The 17435-nt window shown below is 47.5% G+C and carries 15 protein-coding genes and 1 tRNA gene; 3 read left to right on the forward strand and 13 right to left on the reverse strand.

What is annotated here, in order from left to right; genetic code table 11:
* On the reverse strand, window positions 1-2187 hold a 2187-nt coding region (locus tag ACZLMD_RS05995), incomplete at its 3' end, for a hypothetical protein (protein WP_489495312.1).
* 296 nt (window positions 2188-2483) lie between these two features.
* Here ACZLMD_RS05995 and ACZLMD_RS06000 point away from each other — a divergent pair.
* Complete coding sequence (locus tag ACZLMD_RS06000; RefSeq protein WP_489495313.1) at window positions 2484-3347, forward strand: hypothetical protein; 864 nt, start codon at window positions 2484-2486, stop codon at window positions 3345-3347.
* A 23-nt stretch (window positions 3348-3370) separates the two neighbouring features.
* Window positions 3371-4474, forward strand: coding sequence for an A/G-specific adenine glycosylase (gene mutY / locus ACZLMD_RS06005; RefSeq protein WP_489495314.1), 1104 nt, complete (start codon window positions 3371-3373; stop codon window positions 4472-4474).
* On the opposite strand, the gene ACZLMD_RS06010 is transcribed toward mutY, so the two are convergent.
* From ACZLMD_RS06010 to ACZLMD_RS06035, 6 genes are all read right to left on the reverse strand, one after another.
* A complete protein-coding gene (locus ACZLMD_RS06010) occupies window positions 4458-5864 on the reverse strand; it encodes a DUF4340 domain-containing protein (protein ID WP_482521338.1) in 1407 nt (468 codons plus the stop codon). The genes mutY and ACZLMD_RS06010 overlap by 17 nt on opposite strands.
* Before the next feature lie 3 nt (window positions 5865-5867).
* The gene (locus ACZLMD_RS06015; protein ID WP_022305784.1) at window positions 5868-7310 is read right to left on the reverse strand and encodes a GldG family protein; all 1443 of its coding nucleotides are present in this window, start codon (window positions 7308-7310) and stop codon (window positions 5868-5870) included.
* 37 nt (window positions 7311-7347) lie between these two features.
* Window positions 7348-8217, reverse strand: coding sequence for an ABC transporter permease (locus ACZLMD_RS06020; protein ID WP_118560233.1), 870 nt, complete (start codon window positions 8215-8217; stop codon window positions 7348-7350).
* Window positions 8217-9344, reverse strand: a complete 1128-nt coding sequence (locus ACZLMD_RS06025; RefSeq protein WP_022305782.1) for an ABC transporter ATP-binding protein — start codon at window positions 9342-9344, stop codon at window positions 8217-8219. Before ACZLMD_RS06025 ends, ACZLMD_RS06020 begins: the two co-directional genes overlap by 1 nt.
* A 146-nt stretch (window positions 9345-9490) precedes the next feature.
* The gene (locus tag ACZLMD_RS06030; protein WP_022305781.1) at window positions 9491-10009 is read right to left on the reverse strand and encodes a peptidylprolyl isomerase; all 519 of its coding nucleotides are present in this window, start codon (window positions 10007-10009) and stop codon (window positions 9491-9493) included.
* A gap of 107 nt (window positions 10010-10116) precedes the next feature.
* Window positions 10117-11511, reverse strand: coding sequence for a hypothetical protein (locus tag ACZLMD_RS06035; RefSeq protein WP_482521339.1), 1395 nt, complete (start codon window positions 11509-11511; stop codon window positions 10117-10119).
* Window positions 11512-11691: 180 nt separating this feature from the next.
* Between ACZLMD_RS06035 and ACZLMD_RS06040 the strand changes: the two genes are divergently transcribed.
* Entirely contained in the window at window positions 11692-12297 is a 606-nt protein-coding gene (locus tag ACZLMD_RS06040) for a stage II sporulation protein M (protein WP_482521340.1), read from the forward strand.
* Here ACZLMD_RS06040 and coaE read toward each other — a convergent pair.
* The 6 genes from coaE to ACZLMD_RS06070 form a co-directional block, all read right to left on the reverse strand.
* Window positions 12277-12861, reverse strand: a complete 585-nt coding sequence (gene coaE, locus ACZLMD_RS06045; protein WP_022305778.1) for a dephospho-CoA kinase — start codon at window positions 12859-12861, stop codon at window positions 12277-12279. The genes ACZLMD_RS06040 and coaE overlap by 21 nt on opposite strands.
* 96 nt (window positions 12862-12957) lie before the next feature.
* The gene (polA, locus tag ACZLMD_RS06050; RefSeq protein WP_482521341.1) at window positions 12958-15810 is read right to left on the reverse strand and encodes a DNA polymerase I; all 2853 of its coding nucleotides are present in this window, start codon (window positions 15808-15810) and stop codon (window positions 12958-12960) included.
* A gap of 12 nt (window positions 15811-15822) precedes the next feature.
* Window positions 15823-16131 (reverse strand): anti-sigma factor family protein, encoded by a 309-nt coding sequence (locus ACZLMD_RS06055; RefSeq protein WP_022305776.1) that lies wholly within the window; start codon window positions 16129-16131, stop codon window positions 15823-15825.
* Between the two features lie 135 nt (window positions 16132-16266).
* Window positions 16267-16348: transfer RNA gene (locus ACZLMD_RS06060), tRNA-Leu, on the reverse strand.
* A 121-nt stretch (window positions 16349-16469) separates the two neighbouring features.
* Window positions 16470-16832 (reverse strand): response regulator, encoded by a 363-nt coding sequence (locus tag ACZLMD_RS06065; RefSeq protein WP_489495315.1) that lies wholly within the window; start codon window positions 16830-16832, stop codon window positions 16470-16472.
* 113 nt (window positions 16833-16945) lie between these two features.
* Window positions 16946-17398, reverse strand: coding sequence for an NUDIX hydrolase (locus tag ACZLMD_RS06070; RefSeq protein ID WP_022305774.1), 453 nt, complete (start codon window positions 17396-17398; stop codon window positions 16946-16948).
* Window positions 17399-17435: the final 37 nt, after the last annotated feature.

Genomic DNA, 17435 nt, shown 5'->3' on the forward strand with positions numbered 1-17435 from the left:
GCCAAGAGAAAGACTTGCTTTCTTCTTACCCTTCTTAGAAAGACCAACAACCTGAACAGTTCCCTTGGAAACCTTGTTGTCGCCGGAAAGAACAACTGCCTTTGTAACCTTATACTTGAAGTTACCCTGTGTGAAGGTCTTACCCTTCTTAACACCGATCGTCTTACTGTTGAAGTCAACACCGTTTACAGTGTACTCAATCTCGATAGAATTGGTTGGGAATGTCTTTAACTCGCTTCCTGATGGATATGCAGCATCCTTTGTTCCATCAGATGGAGCATAAGCATCTGCCAGCATGAACTGATAGTACTTGGAAGCATCGCCTTTGTTAGGAACAACCTTGTACTCCTTGATTACCTTGCCATCGATCTTAAGAACAGCGTCCTTAACGGATACACCCTTCATAGAAAGAGGAATATCGGTAGAAAGATATAACATGTTAAACTTCGTTGATGCAGAAGAAACCTTCTTCACATCGAGTCCGGTGATTGCAACTTTGTACTTCACACCGTTCTTCTCCATTGTAGCATCAGTGATAGATGTTACATTGATTGGATTGGTCTTGCCCTCATGGCTCCATGCTACCTGCTTGGTGTAATCATAATCCTTACACTTCAGACCTGTATCTGCATGCCATACATCACGGAAAAGCCAGTCATCTGTCTGGAATCCAAGATATGCCTTGTAAGTGCTTGAAGGAACAACTGCTACAGGAGTAGCTGTCTTTGCAGGAGCCGGAGCTTCTGCTACAACGTAGAACTTGAATGTAATCTTGTCACCCTTCTTTACAGGGATCTCATCCTTAATTGTATTAGCTGTTTCCTTCTCGACATCTGTTGCCCACTCGTTATTAACGGTAAGTCTTACATTGCCCTTTGCATCCTGCATAAGCTGTGATGTCCAAGAATATTCCTTAGCGGAAGCACCCTCACCAACGACAACCTTTGTTGCTTTGAGGTTGAAGTCCTTAGGCATAACACCTGTGCTTCCGTTGATGATGATAGGGAACCAGATCGCACCACTCTTGGTGATATCCGGCATATCACTTCTTGCTGTAACAGACAGTGCATACTCACCAGTCTTGGAGATGGTTGCACAAGAGCTGTCAGAAACAATGTAGTCCATTGTATTAGCATCGAAAAGAGCCTTACCGTCAGCACTCTTAGCTGCGGTAACCTTTGCCTTCATTGCCTCTGAACCAAATACAGCAGACTGGATCACCTTCTTGCCTGTAGTATCTGTAGGATCAATTCTGACATCAGGACCTGCAGAAGGTGTCAGTGCCTCAACTACGTTTGCGCTGAGTGCCATATCAAATGATGTGCTCAGTGGAACCTCAGGAGGTGCTGTCACTTCCGGAGCCTGTGTAGGAACAGGGGTAGCTGTTGGTGCAGCCGGAACATATGTCCAGTCAACACCCTGAATCTTGAAGGTAACCTCGATATCGAACTTACCGGTTGGAGCTGCAAGCTCAGTGTTCGGAGCGTTGTCCTTGATTGCCTGATACAGAGGATCCGGAGATGTCTTATCGTCCGGAGCATATCCGTTAGCGATCATGAACTTGTAGTTAGCGCCCTTCTTAAGATCGCCCTTTGCAGGAAGATCAACGTTTGTTGCGATCTCCTTGCCGTTTACCTTGATAGAAGATGCCTTCGCTGTAACTGCGCTGTTGACATCATCCTTTACGATGTTGGTAGCAATGTCAAGCATGTAGAAATTGCCGTCCTTGTCCTTACCAAGATCGAGATCCTTGATGGATACAGTGTACTCGCCATCTGCAGACATTACTGCATCAGATACGGTTGCACCCTCAACGAGCTCAGCCTTCTCAGCGGTAGACTCATCCAGAGTACCCTTCTTGTCACCCTTTGTGTACAGGGAAGGACCGTTACCGTTCTTGTAGATGTTCACACCATTGTAAGGCTGAACCTCCTTGCCGTTTGCCTGTAACCACTCATTGTACTTCGCATCAGCCTCAACCTGCTCGTAGCCGTCACGATAGTCATATGAGTTTGTCTGGAAACCAACCATAGCACCATATGTAACTACTGTTGCTGCAGGAGTGTTTCCAGTACCTGCTGCCCCATCTGCTGCACTTGCAGGAGCGATGTCAAGCCCGGAACCGAGCGAAACCATCATTGCTGCTGAAAGCACGAATGATAAGGCTTTCTTGAAACCTTTTCTCATGGTAATACCTCCTTTTGCTGCAATTTCGGACGGTCATGAGAAGAAACCTGTCCATACGCAGCGTATTATAAGCTATATTATAGCAAAACAATGGTCATTTGGCTATAACAAACCTCTCATTTTTTATAATAATTTTTCCACATAAAATACACAAATTATTTGCTCTTTCCTGTGTTTAGGCTCCCCTGTATTTCAAGGATTCATTATTGACATAATCCCCGTTTTTCTCTACAATCGGAGAAAGGATAAAACTCTACAGAATAAGGCAGAAAACTGCCATGAAAGGTTGTATGAATATGGATCAGAATAAAATATTGGAATGTATGGAAGAGATCAAGGCGATCGCACAGTCACAACAGAACCGGATGACAAAGGAGGAGGTTCACCGCTATCTTTCCGATATGGAATTAAAGGAAGAACAGTTTGATGCTGTCTATCAGTATCTGGTCACCAACGGCATCACGATCACCGGCTTTCACCCTTCCCGGACAGAAGGTCCCGTGCTTTCTTCCACCGAGACAATGTACTCCGGCGAGCCGGAAGTTTCCACGGAGACAGACGGCAGCCAGCTGCAGGAAAACGCAGATGCTCCGCGCCGCATCTCCAAGGCAGAGCGCAATCTCGAACTTTACCGCAGAGAGGTTTCCGCACTCACTGCGCATAGCGGTGCCGAGCTTTCTGCTCTCTGGGACTGCTTTCTCTCCGGCGATACCTCAGCAAAGGACGCCCTTGTCCACGAACAGCTCGACAAGGTATTCCGCATTGCCAAAACTTATGAAAAGCGCGGCATTGCACTGGATGAGATGATCGCCGAGGGCAACATCGGTATCCTGATGGGACTGGAGCGTATTGGAAAGACTCCTTCTGACTTCCGTGTGGATCAGGCACCGGATCTGAAGCAGATCAATGCCGTGATCGAGGAAGAGATTCGTCTTGCCATCGAAAGCATGATTGATTCCGTCACGATTGCAAAGGACTGGGAGCACACGGTTCTTGCCAAGACAAATTTATTGCATGAGGCAGCCAAATACCTCGCCGAGGAAAACGGTCGTACTGCCACCCCATGGGAGCTGGCAGAATATACCAAGATCCCTCTGGCAGAGATTCATGATATCATGGGATTATCGGAGGATGCCAAGAACATCTCCAAGACAAAATAAATTCTGAAAGGTACGGTATTCCTATGAATAAGAACATTTTCTCTCCTGAGACAATACTGCATAAAATCACCACTCCGCTTACGACCTGGTATCAGTTAAATGCCCGTTCACTTCCCTGGCGGACTCCTGCCGGCAGCTCGTCCCGACCGGATCCCTATCATATATGGATCTCCGAGATCATGCTGCAGCAGACCCGAGTGGAGGCAGTAAAGGACTATTATACACGCTTTTTAAAACGCCTGCCGGATGTTTCCTCTCTCGCAGGCGTTTCTCATGATGAGCTGATGAAGCTCTGGCAGGGGCTCGGCTATTACAGCCGCGCCAACAATCTGCAGCGTGCAGCGATACAGATCATGGAGGAATACGGCGGCAGCTTCCCGGAGCATTACGAGGAGATTCTGACGCTTCCGGGCATCGGAGAATATACAGCCGGTGCGATCGCCTCAATCGCATTCGGCGAAGCCGTTCCTGCGATTGACGGCAATGTATACCGTATCTACACAAGACTTTGCGGGGATGATTCCGACATCACCAAAACACCGTTTAAGAAGAAACTGCGCTCTCTCCTTTCCAATGCCATCCCGGTCACAGAACCGGGCAGCTATAATCAGGCATGGATGGATCTTGGTGCCACTGTCTGCCTGCCAAACGGTGCTCCCCTGTGCAGCGAATGTCCTCTGAGGGAATTCTGCACTGCTTATAAGGAGGATTCCTGGTCACTCTACCCGGTGAAGCCGCCCAAAAAGAAACGAAAGATCGAAGATAAAACGATCATTCTTCTGGAATATCAGGGAACCTATCTGATTCAGAAAAGACCTCCGAAGGGACTCCTCGCCGGTCTGTGGGAATTTCCGTCTGAGGAGGGCTTTGTCTCACCGGAAAAGCTGCAGGAGCTTCTTGCGCAGTGGGATACCGGTGCCGACAGTATCGAGCTTCTCGGCAGGGGAAAGCATATCTTTTCTCATATCGAATGGCATATGATCGGCTACCTGATCCACTTAAACCGTCTCCCTTCTGTCCCGCCCGCCAATGAGGGCGTCTGGATCAGCACACAAAAAATGCAGAAGGAATATAGCATTCCCTCTGCATTCCGGGCTTATTATTCTAAGATCACTTCAATGAAGTAAACTGCTTTATCACCTTATCAACCGCACTCTTGTCTGCCGTGAACTGCATTACGCCGTTTACACTGACACGGTAGGAATTCTTTCCATCGTAAGGAAGAATGATCATCTTCGTTGTTTTCTTCTCCTCACGGAATGTAAATTCCGCCACCGGCTTGTTACTCTTCACGGTAACCTTCTTGTCGATATTACCGCCCGGTGCAAGATAACTGATCACGCTGTATGCCGTGTTGAAGGTATCACTGTCAACCTTCTTGCCACCGCTTGTGATCGTATAGGTGTATTCTGTCTCTGATTTCTTTTTCTTCTTGGAGACATCAAAGGTGTATTTCTTTCCATTGTAAGATAACTCTACCTGATCAAGCTTCTCTTTATCTCCCACATACAGACGCTGATATACATAATCAAGTGCATTGATATTAACCAGCGTACTGACCGTGGAAGCATCCATCAGATAAATACCATCCTCCCCTTTGACCTTCACATAATAGCTGCTCTGATCCTTCGTTTCTTTACCAAAGTAAAGGGTCAGCTTCTTCTTGGCTGTCTGAAAGCTTAAGGTGTATGCCGGCGCATCAAGTCCGTATTTCTTCTCAAGTGCAGCGTCCTTTTTGTAGGTCACGCCGGAACCCAGATCCAGATTGGTATAGCTGCCAAACAGATTCTGGAGCTGATCCTTGTCACCGGCTACCGGCTGGGTATACGGCTGTTTGATCGACCATCCGTAAATATCCTTATACGGAGAGTTCTTCTCGTCATACTCTGCTTCAAAGCTCTTGCCTGTGGCGGATTCCAGCTTCAGATAGCGGATCTCGTCTGCCTGTACACTCGGAAGCTCAGGTACCTTCATCAGCTCTCCCAGACTGTAATTAAAGCTGTCATACAGAGAGGTAGAGATCAGATAAACCTTCTTCTCATCGCCGCCGCAGTATGCATATCTTCCGCCACCGGCCACGGATTCCATTCCCACATAGATCGTAGTATCCTTTCCATCGTTATCCGTCACCGTCACCGTCAGATCCGGTTTGTCCAGATTATACTCCGTCAGATCCCCGCAGCTTGTAGTAACTGTCTGTGTGGCAGCAACCCCTGTTGTCTCATCTACCATATCAACAATACGATCCTGATTCAACGGATAATTCTTATCAGAGGATAGCTTCCAGGTCTTACCGTCCTTATCAAAGGTTAAGGATGCCTTCTCTCCCTTAAAATCCACTTTACAGATATCATCGGAGGAAAGCTGAAACAGTCCCTCGGTCTTTTCCTCTTCCGCCTTCTCTGCTTTCTCCTTTGCTGCCTGATAGCGGGTCAGCGCATAATATCCAACACCTGCGGCAATCAAAACCAAACAGAGTACCACAAGCGTCACTGTCTGTCTCTTTTTTTTGCTCATGCTTTATTTTCTCCTCCTTGTAAACCAGATTCCGAAACCGGCCAGAAGCAGACCTGCCGGAACAAGAATGACCAGTACAATGGACCACATGATCGCACTTCCCGCACTCATTGTGATCGTTGAAGAAGACAGACTCTTTGCCTCGATCGAGGTTGCAGCCGTTCCATCCCCGGAATCTCCCAGCATACCGCTGATCACATTCTGCATCAGATCATCCTGCACTTCATTGGTTGCAATTACGGTCAGCTTTGTCGTTCCCTTATCTAAGGTTTCCTCAGCATATACGGCTGTTGCAAACGGACCGTCTACATCTCCCTTTTCCTTATCGGTATTCTGGGAGCTTGGATCCTTCTTTAACAGAGACTGCTTTGAAGTTGTCAGAAGATCCGTCAATGTCAGGTCACTTCGCAGAGAGGATTTCTTTGCTTCCTTAATACTTTGTGAAGAACCGATCACCACATAATCCTTGTCATCAAATTTAGACATTACATCGGCATCGGTATTGATCGTCGGTACAAGCCAGTTCAAATAATTCTCATAATGACCGGCACCCTCATAAATAATTCCTTTGTCGATGCTCATGCCATAATAGTCCAGGATCTCGTCAATGTTCGGCGTATCCTTTTCCACATAGCCCGGCATCAGAACTGCCGTGCCGCCCTTTTTCAGGTAATTAAGCATTACCGTTTTCTCACTGTCACGAAGATCGCTCTGCGGACCGTAATCGATCAGAAGAGAACAGTCATCCGGCACATTTTTCTGGGTAACAAGAGAAATCTCCTTCACTTCTACATTCATTTTCTCAAGTGCCTTGGAAAGGGAATCGCTGATACTCTTCTCATCGTGACCGGTCACCATATAGATCTTTTTCTTATCGGTAGAAAGAACATTCTGGATTGCTGATGTGATCTGTCCCTCGACATCCAGATACTCCTCGGAGCTTCCGGTACTATAATAGCTGTACTGGTCAGAATACAGCATATCACTGTTGGAGACATACTTGGCTGCTCCCGTCGTATTATCCACAACGATCACATCATTGTCGGAAACCGCATCGTCCACATACTTCTTGGAGAAGTTCGGATATACAACCGGATCCTTCTTTACGACCTTAATATTGTCAGAAACTTTGTTGTACTGCTTAATGACACGCTGGATATAATCCTGCTCACTGCCACTTGCCACCATATAGTAGATCGTAATATCATCCTTGACATCCTTCAAAACCTTCTGTGACTCTTTGGTCAGCGTAAATAAGCTGTCCGATGTCAGATCGGTCGAAAGATCCAGCTTATTAAATACCAGGTTCACGATCACAACCAGAGCGATCACGATCACAGTGATCACCGAACTGTACGCACCTGATTTGAACTGACGGCTGGAAAAGGATTTTCTGATCCTTCCGGGCTTTTTATTCTGCGTCTTTTTTTCTTTATTTTCGCTCATCATTTACCTCATTTCCGCGCTGCTTTCTGCGCATGATCTAGTTATATCTCTTTTTCTTAATACTCTGAATTGTCAGAAATACAAATAAAAATGCAACGCTCGCATAATATACGATCACGTCATATTTCAGAACGCCGAGCGTAAAATCACTAAATTTGGACGATAACGCAGCACAGTTTAAGATATTGGAAACAATTCCCTCATAAAGAGAGGATTTTACTGCATATATGATCCAGATTGCTGCTTCACCAAGCACACCCAGAATGATCGTGACGGTCAGGTTGCGCATCATGTAATATGCCACTGCTGCCACAATGATCCACAGCACTGCAAGGATCGCCGCCTGTGATAACTTGTCAGAAGGAAGTGCTCCCGCAATATTTGAGATCAGTACACTCATCAGAAGTACCAGGAAAGATACGACCGCTGCAATTGGCTGGCTCTCTGTCAGCGAGGAAATAAATGTACCAACGGCAATATAGGCTGCCCCCAGAAGGAAAAATCCAAGCAGAGCACTGTATGCCGGTGCAAGCTGAACGCCGGTGCTTCCATAATGCTTCAAGATCAATGGGTAAAGTCCGATAAACAGGATACCCATTCCAAACAAGGAGATCAGTGCCAGATACTTTCCGATGATCACTCGACCGATAGAGATCGGTGCCGTGTACAGAAGCTGATCTGTTTTCTGATGCTTCTCCTCCGCCAAAACTCTCATGGTAAGGATTGGGATCAGCAGTACAAACAGAAAGGTGGATGAACTTAATGTCGTCTCAAAATTACCAGCCTTTCCGTAGAAGTTATTTGCCCATGTATAGATACTGATGATCGCTATAAAAAAGGCAAGAAATACAAATCCGATCATGGAATGAAAATATTGCTTTAACTCTTTCTTATAAATCGCAAACATTATGCTTCCTCCTTTTCTTCAGGATCGTTCTGAGACTCCGCCTGCTCACTGCCGGTCACAGTCCCTGTTTCTTCCTGTGTCTCCGGCTCCACAGCGGTGTTGTCTTCCGTCTCTGCTGTAGTACTGTCTTCCGCGGCATTGTCCTCCGCAGCTTCCCCCTGCTTCTTCACAGGCTTTCTGCCGCCGAACTGACGGGATCCGCCCTTTGTCAGAGCAATAAATGCCTCCTCAAGTGTTGTCTCCTGACGGTGCATTTCAAGGATCGGACATTCTGCCTTTGCCAGAGCAAAGAATACGTCCTCTCTGAGATCCTTCTTATCGATGGAATAAAGTGTCAGCCCAAGTGTCCCCTCCTCCATCTGCTCATCATAAACGACATTCTTGATACCGGAAACCGTCCGGAGGGCTCCCTTGATCACTGCCACATCACCCTTGATCACAAGATGAAGTCCGTTGGATGCCATATGCATTGTCAGATTGTCCGGTGTATCGCACGCGATCATCTTTCCTTCATTGATAATGATGATCTCATCACAGACAGCACTGATCTCCTGCATGATATGAGAGCTTAACAGGATCGTGTGAGATTCACTCAAGTCACGGATCAGCTCACGCATCTGTATGATCTGGTTCGGGTCAAGACCTACCGTAGGCTCATCCAGGATCAGGATCTCCGGATATCCCATCATTGCTCCCGCCACACCGACTCTCTGCTTGTAACCCTTGGACAGATGGCGGATCAGTCTCTCAGACACATCCACGATCTTGGTCCGGTTCATGATCTCATTGACCATGACATCACGCTTGTTACGAGCCACCTTTTTGAGCTCCGCAACGAAATATAAGTATTCTCTCACTCGCATATCCGGGTATAACGGCGGATTCTCCGGAAGATAACCGATATTCTTACGGACCTTCTCCGGCTCCTCCTCCATATCCACACCATCGATCAGTACTGTGCCCGATGTCGGTGCAATATAACCTGTGATCATATTCATTGTTGTTGATTTACCGGCACCGTTCGGTCCCAGAAATCCCACAACCTTGCCCGTTTCCACGGTGAAGGAAAGGGAATCAACTGCTGCATGATTTCCATACAGCTTCACTAGATTTTTAACTTCAATCAATGTTTCGTCCTCCATTCTTTGCGATCTTACGCAACATCAAAAATTACTTTAACATAATAATGTCAAAGAATTGTGAACAAACAGAAAAAGAGAGACCCCTTTACGGAAATCTCTCTGATTCATTATGCCATACGCAAAAAAGAAGCCTAGCACTTCTCCGGCTCCGGATAATCTACGCCGAAGGTATCTGCTGTAACCTTGATCATCATCTGTGGCTCTAACGGTGCATCTCTGAAATCCGTCTCCACCTCTGCGATCTTGTCTACAATATCCTGTCCCTTTGTCACCTTACCGAATGCAGCGTATGCACCGTCAAGATGTGGTGCATCCTTATGCATAATAAAGAACTGTGAGCCTGCGGAATCCGGCATCATGGAACGTGCCATGGATAATACGCCTGCGGAATGCTTCAGATCATTGGCAAAGCCATTCTGTGCGAACTCGCCCTTGATCGAATATCCCGGTCCACCGGTTCCAACACCGTCCGGATCTCCTCCCTGGATCATGAAGCCGTTGATCACGCGGTGAAAGATCAGACCGTCATAAAAACCCTTTCCGACGAGTGATAAAAAGTTGTTTACTGTATTAGGGGCAATCTCCGGATACAGCTCTGCCTCGATTGTTCCCTGTGTCGTTTCAAATGTTACGATTGGATTCTGTGCCATGTCAAATTTCCTTTCTATTCTTTTTGACTGCATATCCGTTGCGATATCACAGCCTCTCTCTCCATCATAAAGGAAATGCGCCAAAATGTAAAGAACCGCCTGCCAATTCACTCCGTTGTCTGAGACGGATTCATTTCAAGCCGGCTCATGATCCGGAACATATCCTCCTGTTCCACGGCATCCCTGCGCAGCGTTGTCGCATTGACTCTTCCCGGATGATAGGCCACACCGCCAAGAAGTGCACATTCCCACAAGGCGTCTCCTTTTTTAAGCATTTTCCCAATCTTATCCTTCTCATATGCCACGCGCTCCCAGACACATGCCATATCAAGAGATCCGGCGCAGATCTTCCGAATACATTCCACAGTTGTCAGATCCCCCTTCGGGACAAGAAGCTGTGTCGGATTGGCTGCCTCCCTCTGATAATAAGAATTGCAGCAAAGGGTAACCGTATCCTTATCCTCCTGCTGCAAAACATAAAGACCTGTGCCAAGATATCCGTCCTGTTCTCCCGTTCCCGTGACCAGATAAATCTCTCCCAGCCGCTCCAGATCCTGTCTGCGGTATTTCGTTGTCTCGATCCGGATTGTTCTGTCATCCACCTTTGATATCCCTTCGATCACTCCGGTACCTGCTGCCGTCTGCTTCCACAGCCTTTCCGCAGCCAGTCCCCGCAGCTTTTCCCGGTAGCTGTTTCCTGTCATTTCCGATAACCGGTCAAGCTCTGCCCCGTACTGGTCTGCGATCTCTTCCACTGCCTTTTCGGCGTCCTTTCCCTTGCCGGTATACGCTGTGGAGGGAGCATAATAATATGCAAAAAGCTGCACAGGATCCGGATATTTCTGACACAGCTTTCTCGCCGCCATATCATAATACAGGCTGCGTACCCATTGATATTCCCGGCGCAGTATCGGTGTCACAAGCTGACCCGCGATCTGACGGCGAAGCGTCTTATCCGGCTTCTTAAGAACCTGCGCTGTCTTTTTCTTCCGCTTCCGCAACATTTTGCCGGATGCACCATAACGGTATACGTCCAGCCCTTTCACCGGCACCTCACAGACACGGTCATCTCCGGTATATCCCGTCTGACAGCGGAGATAATAATTATACAAAAGAGTATCTGCCGTCACGAGCCGTCCCTGTGAATCCGTCACGTCCGGATGCAGACAGATCTCATAAACAGCGCCCTTGTTCTGTCTCTTCACCGTAATATCAGCACGTTCCTGCACCCGCTGATAGACCAGTGCCATCAGCCGCTTATCCCCTGCGCTTTCCGTGTGAAACGGACTCTCATGTCCGCTTAATTCTCCCAGATACAGCCGCAGCGATCCATGATCGTCCACCGGTCTCGCCGCATTTTGTCCGCCGGATGTCTGCATAGTCTCCTTCTGTCCTTCCGACTGCCGTCTCTGTGACATTCCCGCACTGAGTCCGTATAACACGACAACCGCCACACATGCAGCCAGAAATATCAGTCGCCGTTTTTTTCGTTCTGTCCCCATAACCTCAAAGCTCCTCCCGATCTGATCTTATTTCACGATATCGGATCCCACCTGCAAATACAAGGAAAAGTCTTCGACAGATTTCTCCGTTCTATTTCACATTTGCAACATCATATAATAAATCAAATCCACAAGGAGTTGTCCTGTACTTGTCCCAAAAACAGGACAGATATATTTTTTATGAATGATACCGGAGCTGTCAAAAATAAAACAAAAAAAAAGCTGCCTGTCATTACCATCAGCGTTTTTCTTTTCGCTGCCGCCGGACTGTCTGTGGGCTGTCTGACCGCATATCTGCTGCGCAGCAATATTTATGCATCTGTATTTCATTTGTATCAGACACTTCTTTCCGAGCTTCAGACACTGGAGATTAACCGGCAGGACTTCTTCCTGCTCGCGGTGCGCCGTGCCGGCAAATATTTTGTGCTTCTGTGGTTCTTTGCCTTTACCAATATCTGGAAATATTATTACCGTCTCTTCTCCGCATATATCGGCTTCCAGAATGGACTTCTCCTCACCTTCTGCATTACCTTAAACGGCTTTACCGGCATCTTCGGTTTTGTCTGCTTTCTGCTTCCGCAGGCACTTCTGTTCATTCCGGCATTTCTGATTGCCATCAGTCACTGTGATCATCTCCACTGCGGGCTCCACAGCATCACTCTGACACGCCACCGGCTCATCCTGTGCGAGCTGCCGTACTTCCTGCTGTCTGCAACTCTTGTACTTCTCGGATGCCTCATGGAAGCAAACATAAATCCGGCACTCTTACGCCTTTATTTCCGATAAGATCTTCTGACGCAGCTCCTCCATCGTGCCATCGTTCTCGATGACTACATCACTGCGTCTGCGAAATTCCTCTTCGCTAAGCTGACGTTTTAAAATAGAAGTGATCTTCTCCTGCGAGTATCCACGGCTTTCTGCAAGGCGCTGTCTGCGGACTGCTTCCGGAACACAGACATACCAGACCTCATCACAGAACCGGTCACAGCCGCTTTCAAATAACAGTGCCGACTCCAAAACGATCGTCCCCGGCTCTTCCTTTCTTGCCGCAATATATTCCTCAATGTAACGAATCACAGCCGGATGGATCACACTGTTTAACCATTCTCTCTCCTGCTCATCCGCAAATACCTTCTGTGCCAACAGCGTCCGGTCGATCGTGCCGTCCTCCTGCATAAGTTCTCTGCCGAAATGCCCGAGGATCTCCTCATACGCACGCTGCCCCTGCTCCATCACCGTATGTCCGAGTTCATCTGTGATCAGAAGCTGCGCCTGATATTCCTGCGCCAGCATCTGCGCCGCCAGACTTTTGCCGCTTCCCACACCTCCGGTCAGACCAATTACCTTCATATCAAATCTGCTTTCCTTCCTGATTTTACCTGCGGTTCGAAAGCCACAAGCACTATATTGCTAACGGATTACAACCGTCTTATCTTCCCCTAAATATCAATGTGCTTCATACCAGTTGCTTCCCTGCTCTACCTCTACCTCGAGCGGCACAAGAAGATCTGCCGCACCAGCCATCTCCTCATGGAGGATCTGTCCCACCTTTTCGACTTCTGACGGCGGCGCCTCTACAAGAAGCTCATCGTGAACCTGTAACACCACTCTCGCCTCAAGCCCCTCTGTGAGAAGTCGTTTGGACACGCGGATCATCGCAATCTTAATGATATCTGCTGCCGTTCCCTGAATCGGTGAATTCATTGCTACACGCTCCCCAAAGGATCTCTGCATAAAGTTGCCGGAGGAAAGCTCCGGCACCGGTCTTCTTCTGCCAAACATGGTTTTCGCATATCCGGAAGTCTTCGCAAAATCAACCAGACCGTCCAGATATGTCTTGATCGCCGGGTAAGTCTCAAAATACTGATTGATGAAGTGCTCTGCCTCCTTACGGGATACATTCAGATCCTGCCCCAAACCAAAGGAGCTGATTCCGTAAACAATTCCGAAATTGACCGCTTTTGCATTTCTCCGCTGCAGATCTGTGACCTCATCAAACGGAATATGGAATACCTTGGACGCCGTCGAGCGGTGAATGTCCTTATTCTCCCGATACGCTTCGATAAGCTCCTGATCTCCGGACAGATGCGCTAACACACGCAGCTCGATCTGAGAATAATCTGCATCCAGAAATACCCATCCTTCTCTCGGCGTAAATACCTTGCGGAGCTGTCTTCCAAGCTCCATACGGATCGGAATATTCTGTAGATTAGGATCCGTGCTGCTGATACGTCCGGTTGCCGTGATCGTCTGATTAAACTTGCCATGGATCCTGCCATCCTCCTCAATATATACCGGCAGTCCATCTGCGTAGGTAGACTTAAGCTTTGTTACCTGACGGTACTCTAAGATCTTCGGAATGATCGGATCCTCCGTGCGCAACTTATCCAGAATATCTGCTGAGGTCGAATATCCGGTCTTTGTTTTCTTGGCAAACGGAAGCTTCATCTTCTCAAAAAGGATCACGCCAAGCTGCTTTGGCGAATTAATATTAAATTTCTCCCCTGCCAGATCATAAATCTCCTGCTCCAGTGTCTCAACCGTAGTCTGAAGCTGTGCCGACATCTCCGAGAGCACCGTGCCGTCTGCACAGACGCCTCTTCGTTCCATCTGATACAGATAATATGCCGTCGGGATCTCAATCTCCTGATAAAGCTGCCACATTTTCTGATCATTAAGTTCCTGACGAAGTTCCTCAAACGCAAGACAAGGTACAAAGGAAAGCTGTCCGAGATACTGCAGAACCGACTCCTCGGATATCGCATCATCTTCAAGGATCTGCGATACCGTTTTCCTGTCAAACAGCTCCGCATAGGAGGCGATCGTCATGTCCAGATAATCTCTGGCAATGTCGTCTGCCTGATAGGTGTCCTTGAGCGGATTTAACAGATATGCCGCAATCTCCAGATCGGCAAGCTTTCCAAACAATGTCTCCTGCTCCTCCACAGATTCTGCCGGAAACCCCTCCTGCTGCGGAACAGATCCGCTATCACCGGATAACGGTGTCGTGTGATGAAGCATGTCCTTCCAACCGATCACTGCAATATGAGTAATCTTACGAACCAGCTCACGCAGACTGTTCACGATCCACTCTGTCTTTAACAACTCTCCTGCCATCATACAACCCGTGTGTACCTGCTCCCCTTCCTGATAGGAAACAGACATTCCGTAGAAGGCATATTCCTTTCCTTCGGATTCACTGCCCTCCTCTGTGATCGCCGCATCGCCATCATCAAATACGAGTGCGAGCTGACCGCCTGATTTCTTCGCTTTCTTTTTCTGTGCTCCGGCACTCGCCCAGTGATCCGCAAGAAAACCGATACCAACGACCTCCGGCTTTGCCTGATACAGCTTCTTCAAAAAGTCACTTCCCTGTGCCTCGCTTGTGATCGTCTGCACCTGCAGATGCTTTGTCGCCTGCTCCTGCTGCTTTTTATCGAAACGTTTGAGCAGCGATTTAAACTCAAGCCGCTTAACCATGGCAAAGGATTTCTCATTAAACAACTCCGGAAGCCCTGCCTCCTCCAGCGAATAATCAAGCTCACAGTCCGTCTTGATCGTCGCAAGCGCTTTGCTCAGCATTGCCTGATCACGTCCCTTTTCCAAAAGGTCATGCGTCCGCTTCGGCGTTACCTCATCCAGATGTGCGTAAGCATCCTCAACCGTCGGATACGCGGTAAGGATCTTGACCGCCGTCTTTTCTCCGACACCTGCTACACCCGGAATATTATCTGAAGCATCTCCCATCAGACCCTTCAGATCAACGATCTGCGGCGGTGTAATGCCGTATTTGTCAATGACATCCTGCGTATGATAATTCTCGATCTCTGTGCCGCCACGCTTTGTCTTCGGAATACGGATCATGATCCGGTCTGTGGCAAGCTGTAAAAGATCCCTGTCACCGGATACCAGAGATACCTCAAGACCTTCCTTCTCCGCGGTCCGTGCGATCGTACCGAGAATATCATCCGCCTCGTAGCCTTCCTTCATCACAAGGCGCACTCCCATCGCGCGGAGCATTTCCTGAATCAGCGGAACCTGCTCCTTTAACTCGTCCGGCATGCCCTTTCTGGTTCCCTTGTAATCGGCATACATCTCATGACGAAACGTCGGATGCTTCACATCAAACGCTACCGTCAGATAATCCGGCTTCTCCTCATCCAGGATTTTGAGCATAATATTCAAAAAACCGTACACTGCATTGGTGTGAAGTCCCTCTGAGTTTGTCAGATCCGGCACACCATAAAATGCACGGTTCAAAATACTATGTCCATCAATCAATACGATCTTTCCATTCATCCGTCAGCCCTCCTAAAATAAAAGCACTACGCCAATACACAACACGGCAAGCAGTATGTATTTCTCCAGTCTGAGAATGCGGTACTTAAACAGATAATCCGCCGCCGAGCGCAGCTTCTGCGCCGAATCCAGCTTAAATTCCGAAATATTCTGGCGCTCATCCAGATAGCGCATTCCCATGATTACTGTATAGTATATATCATATTCTTCCCGGCATTCCTTACAGGTGTTCATATGATTCAAAAAAGCATCCAGATCGGACACGCTGAGCTTGTCATCAATAAACGGAATAAACAGCTTCTGAATATCCTTACAGGTCATATGATCCACTCCTTTCGCCGAAAATATCTGGAAATCAAAAACAAAAAAACTGTGTTTGCCTTGATTCACACTACGTTACGATCATTTTCTTATATACTAAAAAAGAGAAACCAATCTGTATGGCTTCTCTTCTAATGCCGGTGGCCGGACTCGAACCGGCACGGTGTTACCCGCATGATTTTGAGTCATGTGCGTCTGCCAATTCCGCCACACCGGCGCTGCATGTCGCAACAAAAGATATGTTACCATTTTTCAGCTCAAATGTCAACAATTTTCCCTTTCCGGGAAAACAAAAAGGAGATGCCAAAAACATCTCCTTGTATGTATCTGCTGTCTGATCAGCCAATAACCTTCTTCACTGCTTCCAGCACACGATCTGCCTGAAATGGCTTTACGATGAAGTCCTTGGCACCATTCTGGATTGCCTCGATAACCATCGCCTGCTGCCCCATTGCGGAACACATGATAACATTGGCTCCGGCGTCTACTTCCTTGATCTTCTTCAGCGCCTGAATACCATCCATCTCCGGCATGGTAATATCAAGTGTCACAAGATCCGGCTTGAACTCTGCATACTTCTGAACTGCCACTGCACCGTTCTCAGCCTCGCCGACTACGTTATATCCGCCCTTTGTCAAAATATCTTTTACCATCATTCTCATGAATGCAGCATCATCTACAATTAAAATATTATTGCCCATACTTTTTTCTCCCTTATTTAAATTCTCTGGATATCTCTAATATGATCAACCTTCTGTAATTATATCTTTTTTCGTGTAAATTGTCAATAAAGTCATTCACATAAAGCCTGTCTTTAGAAATATTTACGATTTCCCCACAGGTTGCTTTTCTTCAGATCAAGGAACTCGCTGTAAGCCTTCTCCAAGATCTGTTTCTCATTTGCAAACTTGAGCAAATGAACTGCTTCGTGATATTTATAAAATCCGGAATCCACGAAAAATTCCTCGCGTTGTGGTTTGCTGTGATAGCTCTCGCCCATCATCAAATACCAGTGTACATCCTTTACGACCGTGTCCTCCTGCGTATTAAAAGTATACTGGCTTTTCCCCACATACTTGATAATACTGGCATCTGCGTCCGTCTCTTCTTTTACTTCCCGCAAAGCAGTTTCCTTGAACTCTTCGCCTTCCTCAACCGTGCCCTTGGGAAGCACCCATCCTTCATACCTGTTTTTGTAATTCTTGTACAATAGTAAGATCTTTCCCCGAAAGATCACCACACCGCCACAACTTGTTGCCTCAATCATTGCAATCCCTCCCGGTGGCATACGTGCATTTGTTTCA

This window comes from Jutongia sp. (assembly GCF_057878315.1).